Genomic DNA, 14,871 nt, shown 5'->3' on the forward strand with positions numbered 1-14,871 from the left:
CTCCTTCACACATCTGCTTCATCCAATTTCTGGGTCAACCGTCGGGTCGCATACCGCAACTCTTTCTGGCCTTCAGCACTCAACCCGCTCCCCTGTTCAAGTTGATCGGCCTGAGCGGTCGTCTTCGCCGCAAGATCTAATTCGCCGAGGTCGAGCAGGCGCGTTGCGGCAGCACGAAGTTTCTGCGTTGCCCCAGAGAGATTGCCAAGCTCAGCCTCGGCGAGCGCCCGGGTCTGAAGCTTGAAGGCGGTGACTTTCTCGACAAGATTCATCACACGTGGGTCATAGGCCGAGGTCTCAACCTCGGCAGTGAAGGACAACAACAGATCCTGTTTTACCACCTCAGGCGCAGTTGCACCGGGAAGGGTAGCGTGCAATTCGGCCTGGGCAATACGGAAGGTACCAGCGGCACGTACGGGAACCATCAGATCGAGCACAACACTATTGACCTGTCCATGCACGAGATCGCCAAGTTTAACGGCAACTTCGCTCTCGCCAATGGGCTGATAACCAAGATTAGCAATGGTTGGGGTTGCACGATGCACGGCGCGGGGAACAACTTCTTTGACGAGCCGGAGCAAGAGACGGGCATCCGTAGCGGCCGTACCCTGCGCACTACGTAGCGCACGCTGAAAGAAGGTTGCAATCTGTGCCGGTTCAGCGATATAGTCAGAGACCCCGCCGGTCGCGTCAGCGAGATCATCAAGCAACTTCTCATTCCACTCGGCCCCGAGCCCCAGGGCCGTCATGCGAACCCCGGCCTGCCCAAGGTCATTGGCAAGAGTACGACAGAGATCCTCATCACCCCAGGTCTGCCCATCAGTGAGGAGCACGAGATAGCTAAGGCGGTCGGGGCCAAGATATTTTTGCAACTCGGCCTGGCCGGCTTGCAGACCAAGGGACATCGCGGTGCCACCCGACTCGGTAATCGTATTGACCGCCGCAAGGAGGGCCGCAGGATCAGTTGCGGGCGTCGCCGGAACAAGGGTCTGCACCGTATCATCAAAGATGACAATTGAAACCACATCCGCCGGGGTCAACGTCTCGATGACGCGGCTTGTGGCGGCCTTCATACTCTCAAGCTTGGCACCCTGCATCGAACCCGAGCGGTCAAGCACAAAACAGAAATTGAGGGGCACGGGCACCGAGGGTTTGGTCGCGGGGGTAGCCTCGACAAGCAAATAGGCTACCTGGGGCGTACCGGTCACAGGTAACGGCGCACGCCCCCATGTACATGTCAACGTGACGGCATCAGCCATCATATGCCTCCGGGAGTATCAGCAAAACGAACCAGAATCGACGCAATATTATCTTCGCCGCCGGCACGATTGGCTGCGGCGATCAGGCGTTCACAGATCACGTGGGGATCATCATCAGCGGCCAGCAACAGTTCCATCTCGGGATCGTGGGTCATCTCCCACTGCCCATCAGAGCAGAGGAGCAAGGCATCACCGGCGCGGACGCGCTCGTGAAAGATATCAACTTCGACCTCACGGCGATCGCCGAGCGAACGCAACACGGCATTGCGTTGGGGATGGGTATAAATATCCTGATCGGCAATCTGACCAAGATCAACCAGGCGTTGCACCAGCGAATGGTCTTTGCTGATCCTGATAAGGCGTCCCTCGTGATAGCGATAGGTACGACTATCACCAATATTGCCGACGGTCACCCGATCACCAACAACCAGCGCCATCGTAAGGGTCGCGCCCATATCATTGCCCTGGGTACGGGCCTCGTTGACCACCGCCTCATTCGCGGCCAGCACCGCACGGCGGACAAGATCCCCAACTTCCACCTGGTTATAGGCGTGCTCAGGATCAAGCGCCTGGGTCAGGTACGCCTGCACCACAAGTTGCGCCGCAGCCCGCATCGCGAGGCCACTGGCAAGCTCACCTGCCGCGTGGCCGCCCATGCCATCCGAGACAAGATAGAGGCCGATAGCCTGGAAGGAGCTATTATTATTTGCGGCGAGTTGCAAAGCCAGGTAACTATCTTCATTATGGTCACGCACCATCCCAACGTGCGTTGCGGCCCCAACAATCTGGCGCAAACAAACCGGCAAAGCACGTTCAGCCCGCATCGCTTCGAGACGCGTGAGCAACGTCAGGGCATTGGTACACTCGCCGGTACGTACCTGACGCAACAGCAGAGGCAAGCCCGGCTGTTCGGCCTCGGCAGCGACAGCAGCCTCTTCACTCAAGCGTCGGGTTGTGCGCGGCGTGACCGTCAACTGCTCGAGCAACTCAGCGAGGGTCATCAGATCAGCGCGCACCACCGTCGAGGCCTGGTCAGCCTCGACCCGACGCAACCCGGCGGCATCACGGAGGCGCACGCGACCACTGGGCATCACCTCGAGATCGGTCATTGCCAGCGAACCGAGCGCCATCGCGTGATCGTGCAAATAGACCAGCAACCTGGCGAGCGTTATTCCAAGATCAAGCGCCGCAAGTTCATCAAGCGGGGCCGCGAGCGTCGTTGGCCCGTGATCGTGCAAGAGCGTCAGGACGAGATCATCCTCGGTAACCTGGGCGACAACCTCGGGCAAGAGGAGGCGCACCTCTTCAGCATCAATCGTCGGCACCAGGGCCGGGCCGATCAGGGCATCGGGAGTAGTCAAGATGGCCCGATAGCTCCGCTCATCAAGGGCTGCGCCACAATCATTGCAAAACGCATCACCAGACTCATTAGAGAGCGAGCCACAGGCCCAGCAGCGTTGCCAGGGCATCGTATCCACCACACTGATCGTACCAGAGTGATCGCCCTCGGGAAGCACATAGCGGCCGGCAAACAGATTAGGGGCTGACTGGTTCATCATCTTCTCCTGGGGGCCTCGCGGAACTTCACCACAAGATCAGACCACACGGGCCATCACAACCGTAATATTATCCTTGCCCCCGCCCTCGTTGGCGCGAGCGACTAACTGCGCACACGCCTGAGCAACCGAGGAAGCATCGAGTACCATACGAGCAAGTTCTTCATCCTCAACATGGTTGACCAGGCCATCCGAGCAGAGCAAAAGTGTATCACCGGGAGCGAGCGCATGGCTACGCGTATCGACCTCCAGGGTCGCATCACCACCAAGCGAACGATAGACCACATTGCGTTGCGGATGCGTACGCGCCTGGGCGGGCGTGATCTGCCCAATATCAACCAGGCGGGCCACGAGGCTATGGTCAGTCGTCAGTTGCAACCAGGGCAACCGCTCGTTGACCACTCCGGCCGGATTGATCAGATAGGCACGACTATCGCCGACGTGCCCAAGATGCACGCGCCGACCGACAACCAGTGCAACAGTCATGGTTGTGCCCATGCCCTGCTGATAGGAATGGTCCTGGGCGTGCTGATAGACGACCTGATTCGCCTGCAAGACTGCCCGTTGCAACAATGCATGCCAGCCGGCATCAGCGGTGGGCACCCCGTGGCTCAAGGCACTGGTAAGATAGGTTTTCAGCGTTGTCGTTGCCAGAGTTGACGCCACGTCGCCCGCCTGATGCCCACCCATCCCATCAGCGACAATCAGCAACGTGCCAATTGTATCATTAGCAGTAGTAAATTCACCAGTATAAAGCGTATCTTCATTAACTGGTCGCACCATCCCAATATCAGTACGTGACGCGATCTGCAACCGTGGCAAGGGTGGCACGCGGGGCACCGCCTGGAGATCAGGCCGCAGCGGGGTTCCGCAGGCAATGCAATACTTGGCGCTGGCGCGATTACCTCGGCCACAGACAGCGCATGGGAGCGGGAAGAGGCGCTGGGCGGGCAAACGCCCGGTCACCTGCACCGTCTCACGCCCGAGCGCGATCTGGGTCGCCAGACTATCAAGGATCTGCGAGAGATCCTTAATGGCTGCTGCGGCTGTCGTACGCGCCACCCCATCCGTCGACTCGAGGCGTTGCCGCCAGAACGTCACCCCCGACTCAACGACAGCCAGTAGTTCACGCAAACTAAGAGTATCAGCGGCCAGGTGGAGGCGTCGTCCCCCCGAGAGAGCGATCTCTTCGGGTTCATCGCCCACAACGGCACCGCAGCGGGTGCAGTAGCGTGCCCCCGGGCTAAGGCTTGTACCACAGACAGAACAGGATCGGGAACCCACAGCGGTCACTGGTTACGCCCCTTTGAGCTTGCACATCGCACTGAGTAGGACGTTGGGCAGGGTAAAAAGGATGCAGCCTAAAGCTATGCTGATTATAGCATACCCGCCATAGTATCTCCTGGGTATTGACTTGAAAACCAGGCGTTATTGTCTATAGTTCAAGATGATGCGCATAGGCCCTTTGCAAAAATACAAGCAGAGGGCAAAAAAAACCCATTATGATGCCAAATACATAACTAGGCAGGGGTGTGCACATCCTTGACAGGCCAATTTGCTTTACGTATAATACATGAAGGCTCTAGAAAGGTACCTACGTATAGTACCAGCCAAAGCCCTTCAAAACCATCCACTAGCCTCGGAAGGCGGTACACAATGTCGCTCGGACAAAAAATCGGTCGGCTCCGCCAGGAGCGTGGGCTGACCCTACAGGAAGTTTCAGAGGGTTCCGGGCTGACGCCTTCCTTTCTCAGCCGCCTGGAACGGGACAAAGTCAATATTTCGGTAGCTAATCTGCGTAAACTAGCCCAGTTTTTCAGTGTGCAGATGACCCATTTTTTTGAAGGTGAAGATAATCAACAGGTTGGGCAGATGATGCGCACCAGCGAGCGCATCAGGCTGAGCCTCGATGAGGCACCCGTCCAGGTTTTTGCGCTGCTCCCACCTAATGGTGATCTTGAGGCCCGCTTGATCGAGGCCAGACCAGGCAGTGGGCAACAGAGTTTCTCGAGCCGTGGCAGCCAGATGGTGCTGGTGCTTGAGGGGGTCTTGAACTTTACCCTCGGTGATGAAGAGTACGCGCTCAATACAGGTGATACGCTCTTTTATCGCGAAGATGTGCCCAATAGCTGGGTCAATACGGGGACAAACACAGCACACGTTTTGACGATCAGTGTCCTCGGTGGACGCGAGGATCGGTAACGCAAACCCCGGCCTATCATGGGCAGATAGCCTGCTCCAGGGATGGTATGAGAACTTTTTTAGCTCGCTTTACAGCACGCGATGTTTCGCGATGGGCGCTGGTGCTAGCTGCACTCTACATCATTGGATGGATGATCGTGCAGGCCATGTCAGCCCTGCTCCCCTTTATCTTTGGGGCGATCCTCGCCTATCTCTTCCTCCCGCTGGTCAATCGGTTCAACCCGCATATGCCGCGTTGGGTCGCCATTTTGCTGGTCTATCTGATTGTGCTTGGCTTCGTAGCAACCTTCTTTGGCTTCCTGGTGCCACCTCTTGTTGATCAGGTCGGGCAACTTATTCGTGCGATTCCCGATATTCAGGTTATTCAACGCTGGGTCACGACCCTGATTGATGAGTATGAACAGTTGCTCGCGAGTCTGCCGGAAGAAATGCGCAATGAAGTGCGGAGTTCGGTGACGGAGATTATTGCGCAGGCAGCCACGACGCTTCGCACCAACTTTATCGGTTATGTCCAGGGGGTAGGCAACTTCCTTATTGACAGTGTCTTCTCAGTCGTCAATACGGTCTCATTTTTGCTTGGGTTCTTCTTGATTCCCTTCTGGCTCTTTTATGTGTTGATGGATCAGCAAGAAGGGCGCGATAAGCTTGATCGTTGGCTGCCCACCTGGATCCGTACCGATTTTTGGACGGTGCTGACGATTATTGATTATGATTTCAGTGGCTACCTACGGGGTCAGTTGTTGCTCGGGGCAGCCGTGGGCAGTGCGGCCGGGATCGGGTTGCTGGCACTGAATCTCGTAGGTTTTGAGATTCCGTATGTGCTGCTGCTCGCCGTGATTGCCGGTGTCACCGAACTTGTCCCGATCATCGGGCCGATTCTTGGCTCGATTCCGGCGATTTTGCTCGGTTTTCTCGATTCGCCAACGACAGGCATCGCGGTCTTGATCCTCTATGTGGTTATCCAGCAACTCGAGAACAATTTCCTGGTGCCGCGCATTGTTGGTGAGAGCGTCGGGCTCCATCCGGCGATCCTGATGATCCTGCTGGTTGTGGGGGCGCAAGTCTTTGGCATTATCGGCGCAATCTTGTCGGCACCGGTTGGGGCTGTGGCCCGTGATACCTTCAGCTATATCTATGGTCGGCTGCAAGAACCGCCGCGTGAGGCCGGGCTGCTTCCCAAACGAATGCACCTCGCCGGGATGCCTCTGCTGGTACTTGGGCCTCAGCCCAAGCGTGTGCCTGAGCAAGAGCCTGCCGAAGTCGAGGCTGCGGAGGATGATAAAGAGGCGTAGGTTGTAGGTTTTGACGCAAAGGCGCAGAGGCGCAGAGGCGCAGAGAGGTAGACCAACTCTGCGCCTCTGCGTCTCTGCGTTAAAAAGCAGGGCCGCCGAGGTCAGGCTTCTTCGTTGAGGATGCGGAAGAAGAGCTCGACGACCTGCGGATCAAAGTGAGTGTCTGAGAGGCCTGCGAGATGCTCACGCACGCGTCCTTCAGGCCATGCCTTGCGGTAGGGGCGATCCGAGCGCAGGGCATCCCAGACATCAACAATCGCAAAGAGGCGCGCCGCCAGCGGGATCGCTTCGCCCTTGAGGCCCCGAGGGTAGCCCGTGCCGTCCCATTTTTCGTGGTGGCAGTAGGGAATAGCGAGGGCCGGGCGCAAGTAGGTAATGGGATAGAGCAACTCGTAGGCATAGGTCGGGTGACGCTTCATAATCTCCCACTCTTCGGGCGTCAGCGGCCCAGATTTGAGCAAGATCGCGTCGGGGATGCCCATTTTGCCAATATCGTGGAGCAACGCACCCCGTCGAATATGGACAAGTTCCTCATCGCTCATCCCGACGGCACGGGCCAGATGCAGCGTTAATTCAGTGACCCGCAGCGAATGGCCTTCCGTCTCTTTATCACGTAAATCAAGAGCATATGACCAACCCTCGATCGTCTTATCGTAGGCAAGGGCAAGTTCCGTATTGGCCCGTTGCAGATTTTCAAACATCGTCGCATTATCAATGGCAATCGCCGACTGACCGGCAATCACCTCGAGGAAGTTCATCCAGTTCTGATCTTCGGGGATCGGCTTGCGGTCAAAAATCTCGAGCACGCCTTGCACCTGACCTTTGGCGATCAGCGGCAAAGCCAGGTAATGCGTAAAGCCTTCACGCTCATAGAAACGGTCACCGATCCAGTGCGCGCTGATCTCCTCAGTACTATAGGCACGGACAGAGCATTGTTCGAGCGCAGCCGTGCCAGAGAGCCCTCCGCCGATCTTGACCAGCGAGTGTTTGACCGCATCGGTTTGAAAACCATATCCTGCGGCAAAGCGCAGTTCATGGGAATAGGGCTGGAGCAGCAAAATAGTTGCCGCGGCCACATCTTGCAGCGTCGTGACCCGGTTGAGGATAAGATCAAGCGTAATGCTGAGATCCATACTCGACGTAATCGCCATATCAATCATGCGCAGGGCTTGCTGCTGCTCGATCTTCTTGAGCGTTTCGCAGAAGAGTTCAGCATTATGCAGCGCAATTGCCGTAGTATTGGCAACCCAGGTCAGCAATTCAGCATCGGTCTCGCCAAAACGATTGACCTGACGATCCTGCAGCGCCAGCACACCAACAACAGCATCCTTGGCGAGCATGGGCACAAAGATCGCCGACTGGATCAACTCAGCACCTGTATTGCTAAGGGTTGATTTGACGCGACTGATAGCCTCTTGATAATGAGGAAGAATCACCGGTCGCCTGGTATGGATCGCCTCGCTATGGGTGCCCCAACCAGGTGGCTCAAGGGCAACAGGAGGAACGTGCGTGAGGTCTTCGGTTTGCCCATCATGGTAGATATGCGCCGGGATGATGATGTGGCGCTCGGCATCATAGCGACTCAACAGAATAGCTTCGACATCAGGAAAGAGTTTCTGCACGGTCGCACTGACGGTCGCATAGATCGTCGGCAGATCAAACGTACTCGAGAGATCGCGACCAAGTTGATTGATCAGCGCAAGGTGTTCGGCGCGCATCTGCGCATCCTGCTGGAGGCGCACCCGATGCAACGAATTGCCAAAAATATCGAGCAAAGTGGCAAAGAGATGGGGGCTATAAGAGCGCTCACCAGATCCAACCGGTGTAGCAAGGATGAGAATCCCCTCGATCAGATTGCTTGACTCGACCACGGCACAGATGCCCTGCCACCCCGGCGGCATCTGGTGACGCAATGAACCATCAATGCGCGGATCGGTCTGAAAATCGTCCACCAAGAGGATTTCGCCCGCATTGATCAAGGTTTGAACGACCGCCTCACCCTGTTCGAGGGGGAGCAAAGACAAATCAGCAAAGTCACCTGACATTGCCATCGGGACGAGTTGATACGCGTTGAGATCGCGCCACAGGAAGAAACTGGCCGTAAAACCCAGGATCGTGCGTGATTTTTCCAGAAAGAGATCAAGTAACTCGCGGTAGGTCGGCACCACGCGAAGTGAACGGACAACCGCATAGACCGCTTCGAGTTCATTGAGCCGCTGGCGGGTCACTTTGAGCAACCAGTCTTGCTCAACCACTCCTGCAACCATCTGGTTGATCTGGATCAATACGGCTTCATCGTCAACGCTAAACGCACCCGAAGAAGCACGCGAGAGCATGACACAACCCAGAGGTTCGCCATTGTTGCCAGGCAGCAAGGAAGCAAGCAGACCATCCCAGAGCAGGCACGGCTCGGTGTGGCTAACGAGTTGACGCAACATGGATAACTTTTCAAGCTCGGCCTGCGTCAGACGCACCAAATGGTGATGCGACTTCAAATAGGCCAGCACCGCTGAACCAAGCGCGGCATGATCCATCTGTTGACACTGTGCATCGTCAGCACCGAAGGACGGCATGAGCAGAGGACGCGTCAGACTGCGCTGGGCGGCGAGAAACGTAAGCGCTATCTGGGCACCAATGGCCTCACGGAGACCATCCGTCAGGATCTGCAACTTTGCTTCGAGCGCCATCGGCGCAGAAATTTGCACACTGAGGCGGGCCAAAATCTGATGACGCCGGGCATTTTCTGCAATGCGCTGCTCATCTTCTTTGCGTCTGGTAATATCCATCAAACTTACCAGCACCGTACCTGTGTCACTGTCGAGCGAGGGAAAGACCATCGTCTGCAAGACATAGAGGCGTTCGAGGGAGGCTGTCGAAAGCATCATTTCCGTTGCAAAGACAGTCTCGCCATTGGCCAGGGCGAGTAACTGCTGCACAAAGCCTGGCATGGTTTCGGGGATGGCAAACTTGGTCGCAATCGACTTGAGCATCTGCGATTTCGACTGCGCCTTGAAGATCTTGAGGGTTGCATCATTGACATCAAGGACACGAATCTGATGCAGCGCCTCGTTGACACGGTCGGAATGCTGAGCAAAGTAGTCCTGGAAATCAGTAACCCCGGCCTGGCGCAATGCTCTGATCATCGCGATGACTGCCGTCCAATCTTCTTCCCAGATCGAAACCGGGACAAACTGGAAGATCGACTGGTAGCGTGAGCGGATGCGCTTCTGGTCTTCGAGCAGACTGAGCAGGGTACGCCGGGCACGTTCGGACTGTTCCAGTTCCACGCGCGCCTGATGTTCCACTTCGAGGGAGAGTTGATGGCGTCGTTGTTCCGTCAGATCCGTGGCAATAACACACAACAGGTGTTCGCCATCAGCCAGTTGCACCTCACTCGACGAGAGCAACACCGGCACCTTCACCCCGCCATAGCCTTCGAGGAGAAACTCACCACGCCCACCGCCATAGAGAAGCGACTGAAAGAACTTGCGACCCGTGGGCGTCACCCAATCTTGCAGACGTGAAGCCGTCACCCGTTCGGCAATAGTCATCAGCATCTCGGCGAAACGCCGATTGCAATAGATCACAATGCCTTGCGCACTCACCAAGAGGGCACCCTCACTCATCGCCTCAATGAGCGTGCGATAGGTCTGATCGGCTGTTCTGGCGGTAAAGATCTGCTTGCCCCAGGCACCACTCATGACCAGGGCATCAACCTTGCGATCACGGACTGCGCCAATGACCTCTTCGAGTTCAAGCAGACGGGCACGCAGATCAGCATTCTCGCGTTGTAATTGAGCAATGGAATCGACATCAACGCTCGTGAGGGGCTTATCTTCCATGATAGACTCAGATTCTGTGGATTAGAGATCGAGGGCAATGAGCACACGTGCCGTATCAGAGAGATCACCAACAATGCGACAGGCAGGCAGTGGTTGCTGACGCACCAGCGTCGGCACCGCAATGATACGCTCTTTTTCGGCAAGCTGGGGCTGCTGATAGAGATCAATAATCTCTAATTCATAGCGTCCCTTGAGGTATTCTTCACAGATCGCTGTAATATTGGTCACCGCACGGAAAGAATGGGTCGTCATCCCGGTAATATAGAGACAGAGGATATACCGCTCGTGCTCCTGCGCAACCACAGGGTGCAGATCGACACTTGCATAACGTGGGGGTTTGCCAGCGTCTTGCAGCAGATGGTTGATTTCACGCTTGAGAGCGATGATGCGCTCTTCATTATCGAGGGTCAACAGATGCCAGCGTTGCAACTCGGCCAACTGGGTGCGCTGTTTTTCCTCGGCCTTACGGCGCTCGCTGATATCCTGGAACGCCCCATGCACCAGGATAATCGTACCATCAGCATCGCATACCGCCTCACCAATGGTACGCACCCAGACCCGGTGACCTTTGGCGGTGATGATCTGCAATTCTTCGTCGTAGGGCGTACCATCGCGGGCGCAGGCCCCGAAGACTTTGGCAATGCGCTCGTGATATTCGGGGGCATAATAGTTGAGGCCCTGATCGAGCGAAGGTGAAATGCCAGCGGGTTCATCGTGGATATGAGCAACCTCGTCGGACCAGATCACCCGATTGCGGCTCAGATCGACTGACCAACCACCGAGACGTGCCATACGTCCTGCGATGTGCAGGAGGAGGTTCCGATGATAAAGATCCTCCTCAGCCTGTTTGCGTTCAGTGATATCACGAAAATTGATCAAGAGCCCGGCAACACTCGGTTCGGCAAGAAGATTGGTAAAAGTTGTCTCGATCCAGCGCCACGATCCATCACGGTGCTGAGCGCGATACTCAATGGTCGGGTGAAGCTCAGGATGATTGATTGCCTGGGTGCGCGCCTCAACGACACGCGGGAGATCATCAGGATGCGTCGCCTGGATGGGTTTGAACTCAAGCGCTTCATCTTCAGCATAGCCAAAAGTACGCCGAGCCGAAGGGCTGGCAAAGATCAGTGTGCCATCTTCTTTGACCAGCACAATGCCATCAACCGCGTGCTCGATCAACGCACGAAAGTACTTTTCACGCAACTCAAGCTGCCGACTACCCGCCTCGACAGAGTTAAGGTACGCTTGCTGGGCCGTCTCGCGCGCCTGTTCAGCCAGGATCTGCTGGGTAATATTTTCGTGGGCGGTGATCAGGTGACTGTCATCGGCAAACCGGGTCACACGTAACCGAAACCAGCGCAACTTGGTGGGTGAATGGCATGGATAGACGTGGATAAACTCATCAAGTTCGCCTGCAATGACCTCGCGAATGCCTTGGGGGATTGTCTCATCACATGCATCGGTGAGGGCGTAGATATGCGGATCAGGCCGAGATTCGCAGATCGCAAAGTAGTTTGCGCCCAGGCCATAGTTGACTGGAACCGGCGGATTTTCATCGGCGAAAGTACACCAGGCCTTATTGACGGCAACAATACTGCCGTTCAGATCCAGGACAGCAATATGGGCGGAAAGACCGTCCAGAGCAGCCTGAATAAAGTCCTGGCCCTCTGTTGTCACCGAAGATGTCGTGCGCATCCGAGCCTCCCCACCCAGCGTCTATAGCTATCTATTATACGTCAGGTATGTAACAGACGCTAGAGGTTATAACTTGTGGTGCTTGACGCCCATGTTGAGAGGACGCATAGTTTGCGGGTCATAGGCCCGCAAACTATGCGTCCTCTCAACATGATCTTCATCAGTTCTAAACATGAGCAAGCTATGCTGGCAGTATTGAAGCATAGCTTGATATCAGTGAGGCCTGTATGGAAACAAAACGAACCCCAGTGCGTCGGACAACCATCAATCTGTTGATTGACGGGGCCATGTTTCTCGCGTTTCTGGTCGCCACAGCCCCGCATCTCTCTGGGCTTGCCATTCACGAATGGCTCAGTCTGGCCCTCGGGGCTGCCCTGATCACCCACTTGCTTTTGCACTGGAACTGGATTGTGCAGGTAGCCCGTCGCTTTTTTGGCAAAGCATCCTGGACAGCACGGCTCAACTATCTACTGAACAGTCTGCTCTTCATCGCTTTCGCAACAATCATTGTCACTGGCATCATGATTTCCGAGGTGGCTTTGCCGTTCATCGGGATCAGCATTGCGCGCGATGATTTCTGGCTCGGCCTGCACCGCATGGCAAGTGATGCAACGATCGTGATCCTCGGGTTGCATATTGCTTTGCATTGGAGTTGGCTTGTCAATACGACACGTCGGCTGTTTGCACGCAGTACGCGCAAAGCGGGAAGGTCTGGTGCTACGCAACCAGCCACGTCACAGGAGAGCACACTATGAAGCTGATCACACGGATACTGCTTATTCTGGCGGCTGGTCTGCTTGTTGCCGCAACCCTCTTTGGCTTGAGCCAATCGCCCACGATGAGCCAGTTGATCGAAGCAAAGGCCCACGAAGACCATGGTGAACGTGGTGCGCTCCCTGAACAAACCGTCGAAGGTTCGCATGAAGAGGGCGAAGGTAACTTCGCCAGCCGTCCGGGGCGAGGCATGCGTGGTCGTCCTGAAGGGGAGAGCGGCGAAGGTGGGGGCCACGGCAATTGGGAACCGAGCCTGGCTGGCTTTACCAATGTTGGTGTGACTCTGCTCAAGATCGGTGCCATCATCGCCATCTTTGCCCTTGTCACGCGGCTTTGGAAGATGCGTCAACGCAAACAGCCTGCGGCAGGAGGATCAGCATGAGTACAATATCACCAACTCAGCGTCTGGCAGGGCAGAAGCTAGGCCGAAAGGCGCGGCAACGCAAACGAATCTGGTGGATCGGTGCCCTGATCGTGGTGGTCGCAGCAGGCAGCTTTGGCCTCTGGCGTTTGTCTGGGCGTGCGGCCACCAGCACTGTTATGTCTACAGGCACTGTTCAGCAGGGCACGCTACGTATCACCGTTGCGGGAAGTGGCACGGTTGAGCCTGCGGAGAGTCGTGCGGTCGCTTTTGCGGTTTCAGGCACGATTGCCGAAGTACTGGTAGATAGTGGCGATGCAGTGAGCGCAGGGCAGACTCTCGCGCATCTCGACACCACTGAACTGGAACTGGCGGTGCGGCAAGCCGAAGCCAACCTTGCCTCGGCGCGGGCCGGGTTTGCCGCCGCCAATGGCGAGGGCGCAACGCCTGAGGAGCTAGCCGCTGCCGCAACGCAGCTGCGCTCGGCGCAAGCGCAGTATGCGCAGACAAGCAATGGCGGCGTCACCGCAGCGCAGCTTGCCAGTGCCGAGGCACAACTCACCAGTGCGCAAGCGAATCTGGCGACCCTGCTGGCCGGGCCAACCACCGAGAACCGTGCTGCGGCGCAGGCGAGTGTAGACCAGGCCCGTCTGAGTCTCGCAGCGCAACAGGCAAGCCTCGCGACCGCCAAGACCCGCGCCGAGAGCAATGTCACCACTGCCGCCAATTCGCTGCGTGATACACAAGAAGCGTACAGCACAATTTACTGGCAAAATCGTGAGCTTGAGCAACGGCCCAGCGGTTTGTCACAGGCAAACATTGACAACGAAGCAGCGGCGTTACGCGCCGTCAGCAATGCCGAAGAGAGCCTGCATCAGGCCCAAATCGCGTTTGAACAGGCCAAGCAAGATGAGGTCATCGGGCTACAGCAGGCTGAAGCAACGCTGCGCAATGCCGAGATCCAACTTGCAGCCGTTGAAGACGGGGCGACCACAGCCGAAATCGCCTCGGCCCGCGCAAGTGTCGCCTCGGCCCAGGCGAATCTGGCCTCACTGCGACAACCCGCAACCGCCGAGCAACTGACGATTGCCCAGGCAAGTGTTGAGCAAGCGCAGCTGAGTCTTGAGCAACTGAGTAGCCCCGGTTCGGCGAGCAGTGTTGCCAACGCCGCAGCCAGCCTTGCCCAGGCTGAAGTTGCGCTTGAGACCGCGCAACTCAATCGGGAGCGGGCGACGCTCACCGCTCCATTCGCAGGTGTGATTGCCGACGTCACGATGAATGCTGGCGATAGTGTCAGCGCCAATGCCACCGTCACCATCATTAACCAATCAACCCTGTATGTCGATCTGAGTTTGAGTGAGAGCGATATTGCCGACGTGACCGTCGGCCAGACTGTGGAGCTTACCTTTGATGCGCTGAGCGAGATTGCGATCGAGGGCACAGTCGAGCGGATTGCCCCAGTGGCAACCGTGACCTCGAATGTCGCAACGTATCCGGTACGCGTCGCGTTTGCCGCAGGTGAAGCACCGGTCAAGATCGGGATGAGTGCCAGTGGCACGATCATCATCGAGGCACGCGACGATGTGATCCTCGTACCGAGTCGGGCCGTGCAAACCGGCGGTCGCGCCTCATTCGTGCAGGTGCAACAGGCTGAAGGGCAGGAACCAGTGGTGGTACGCGTTGAGACCGGAGCGACAAGTGGCGGGCAGACCGAAATCGTGCGCTGTCTTGAGACTGGTGAGATGTGTCTGCAAGAGGGCGATACGCTCCTGATGACCACTGCCACGAGTAGCAGCACAACGACCAATGCCGACACGCTCCGTCCTGGGATGCTCGATGGCGGCGGTATGGGCGGGCCGCCGCCAGGCATGGGGAGATAATGATGCAAAC

10 protein-coding genes are annotated in these 14,871 nt (G+C 56.8%); 5 read left to right on the forward strand and 5 right to left on the reverse strand.

Annotated elements, in window-relative coordinates; genetic code table 11:
* Nucleotides 1–5: 5 nt before the first annotated feature.
* From EYB53_RS05770 to EYB53_RS05780, 3 genes are read right to left on the reverse strand one after another with little or no spacing between them, the layout of a single operon-like run.
* Nucleotides 6–1,262, reverse strand: a complete 1,257-nt coding sequence (locus EYB53_RS05770) for a vWA domain-containing protein (RefSeq protein WP_254150916.1) — start codon at nt 1,260–1,262, stop codon at nt 6–8.
* Nucleotides 1,259–2,818 (reverse strand): PP2C family protein-serine/threonine phosphatase, encoded by a 1,560-nt coding sequence (locus EYB53_RS05775; protein ID WP_135477259.1) that lies wholly within the window; start codon nt 2,816–2,818, stop codon nt 1,259–1,261. Before EYB53_RS05775 ends, EYB53_RS05770 begins: the two co-directional genes overlap by 4 nt.
* 36 nt (nt 2,819–2,854) lie before the next feature.
* A complete protein-coding gene (locus EYB53_RS05780; protein WP_371879070.1) occupies nt 2,855–4,108 on the reverse strand; it encodes a Stp1/IreP family PP2C-type Ser/Thr phosphatase in 1,254 nt (417 codons plus the stop codon).
* 363 nt (nt 4,109–4,471) lie between these two features.
* Here EYB53_RS05780 and EYB53_RS05785 point away from each other — a divergent pair, with 363 nt between their 5' ends.
* Both EYB53_RS05785 and EYB53_RS05790 read left to right on the forward strand, forming a co-directional pair.
* Nucleotides 4,472–5,017, forward strand: coding sequence for a helix-turn-helix domain-containing protein (locus tag EYB53_RS05785; RefSeq protein WP_135477260.1), 546 nt, complete (start codon nt 4,472–4,474; stop codon nt 5,015–5,017).
* 47 nt (nt 5,018–5,064) lie between these two features.
* On the forward strand, nt 5,065–6,309 hold the full coding sequence (locus EYB53_RS05790) for an AI-2E family transporter (protein ID WP_135477261.1): 1,245 nt from the start codon (nt 5,065–5,067) through the stop codon (nt 6,307–6,309).
* 101 nt (nt 6,310–6,410) lie between these two features.
* Here the strand turns inward: EYB53_RS05790 and EYB53_RS05795 are convergent, their stop codons facing one another.
* Both EYB53_RS05795 and EYB53_RS05800 read right to left on the reverse strand, forming a co-directional pair.
* Nucleotides 6,411–10,151, reverse strand: a complete 3,741-nt coding sequence (locus EYB53_RS05795; RefSeq protein WP_135477262.1) for an HD domain-containing phosphohydrolase — start codon at nt 10,149–10,151, stop codon at nt 6,411–6,413.
* A 21-nt stretch (nt 10,152–10,172) separates the two neighbouring features.
* Nucleotides 10,173–11,846, reverse strand: coding sequence for a PAS domain S-box protein (locus tag EYB53_RS05800; RefSeq protein WP_135477263.1), 1,674 nt, complete (start codon nt 11,844–11,846; stop codon nt 10,173–10,175).
* Between the two features lie 227 nt (nt 11,847–12,073).
* On the opposite strand from EYB53_RS05800, the gene EYB53_RS05805 reads away from it, so the two are divergent.
* Genes EYB53_RS05805 through EYB53_RS05815 form a run of 3 tightly spaced genes read left to right on the forward strand, consistent with a single transcriptional unit; the run spans nt 12,074 to nt 14,861 of the window.
* Entirely contained in the window at nt 12,074–12,601 is a 528-nt protein-coding gene (locus EYB53_RS05805) for a DUF4405 domain-containing protein (protein ID WP_135477264.1), read from the forward strand.
* Complete coding sequence (locus EYB53_RS05810) at nt 12,598–13,002, forward strand: hypothetical protein (RefSeq protein WP_135477265.1); 405 nt, start codon at nt 12,598–12,600, stop codon at nt 13,000–13,002. Before EYB53_RS05805 ends, EYB53_RS05810 begins: the two co-directional genes overlap by 4 nt.
* The gene (locus tag EYB53_RS05815; protein ID WP_135477266.1) at nt 12,999–14,861 is read left to right on the forward strand and encodes an HlyD family efflux transporter periplasmic adaptor subunit; all 1,863 of its coding nucleotides are present in this window, start codon (nt 12,999–13,001) and stop codon (nt 14,859–14,861) included. The genes EYB53_RS05810 and EYB53_RS05815 overlap by 4 nt, the downstream gene beginning before the upstream one ends.
* The last annotated feature ends 10 nt before the right edge of the window (nt 14,862–14,871 follow it).

Source organism: Candidatus Chloroploca mongolica (assembly GCF_004762035.2).
GTDB lineage: Bacteria > Chloroflexota > Chloroflexia > Chloroflexales > Chloroflexaceae > Chloroploca > Chloroploca mongolica.

Bases quoted from the DNA above. Each gene is read 5' to 3' on its own strand.
- EYB53_RS05770 (WP_254150916.1), bottom strand. From the start codon at position 1,262: ATGATGGCTGATGCCGTCACGTTGACATGTACATGGGGGCGTGCGCCG.
- EYB53_RS05775 (WP_135477259.1), bottom strand. From the start codon at position 2,818: ATGATGAACCAGTCAGCCCCTAATCTGTTTGCCGGCCGCTATGTGCTT.
- EYB53_RS05785 (WP_135477260.1), top strand. From the start codon at position 4,472: ATGTCGCTCGGACAAAAAATCGGTCGGCTCCGCCAGGAGCGTGGGCTG.
- EYB53_RS05790 (WP_135477261.1), top strand. From the start codon at position 5,065: ATGAGAACTTTTTTAGCTCGCTTTACAGCACGCGATGTTTCGCGATGG.
- EYB53_RS05795 (WP_135477262.1), bottom strand. From the start codon at position 10,151: ATGGAAGATAAGCCCCTCACGAGCGTTGATGTCGATTCCATTGCTCAA.
- EYB53_RS05800 (WP_135477263.1), bottom strand. From the start codon at position 11,846: ATGCGCACGACATCTTCGGTGACAACAGAGGGCCAGGACTTTATTCAG.
- EYB53_RS05805 (WP_135477264.1), top strand. From the start codon at position 12,074: ATGGAAACAAAACGAACCCCAGTGCGTCGGACAACCATCAATCTGTTG.
- EYB53_RS05810 (WP_135477265.1), top strand. From the start codon at position 12,598: ATGAAGCTGATCACACGGATACTGCTTATTCTGGCGGCTGGTCTGCTT.
- EYB53_RS05815 (WP_135477266.1), top strand. From the start codon at position 12,999: ATGAGTACAATATCACCAACTCAGCGTCTGGCAGGGCAGAAGCTAGGC.